Annotated in this window: 1 protein-coding gene; it reads left to right on the top strand. The window is 51.8% G+C overall.

All coding sequences use genetic code 11. The features are described from left to right. Positions 1–31: 31 nt before the first annotated feature. A partial coding sequence (locus tag SB719_RS19855; RefSeq protein WP_412159692.1) for a hypothetical protein occupies positions 32–276 on the top strand: 245 nt, incomplete at its 3' end.

Genomic DNA, 276 nt, shown 5'->3' with positions numbered 1-276 from the left:
CAGAAGCTATGGTCCGTCATCGTACGCATCGTTGACCGACGACGACGGGAATTATGTGCAGATTGCCGGAGGCGGTGTTTCTTGCATGATCGAGCGATACGATGCAGCGACTCAGCGGCGGTATCGTGCTTTTCACGATAAGCCAAGTCCTGTTCGTCCTGACGGCACCATACTTTCCTTTCGCGCGGGAGATATTGCAATGCGATCCGATGAATGGTTTATGGCGAAACAAGTTTTGGAGGTTTTCCGTGCCTTCCTTATTGGCGAAAGCTATCC

The sequence above is a fragment of the Pantoea sp. SIMBA_079 genome (genome assembly GCF_046940275.1).
GTDB classification, from domain to species: Bacteria; Pseudomonadota; Gammaproteobacteria; order Enterobacterales; family Enterobacteriaceae; genus Pantoea; species Pantoea borealis.
This window is presented reverse-complemented; position numbering and strand designations above follow the sequence as displayed.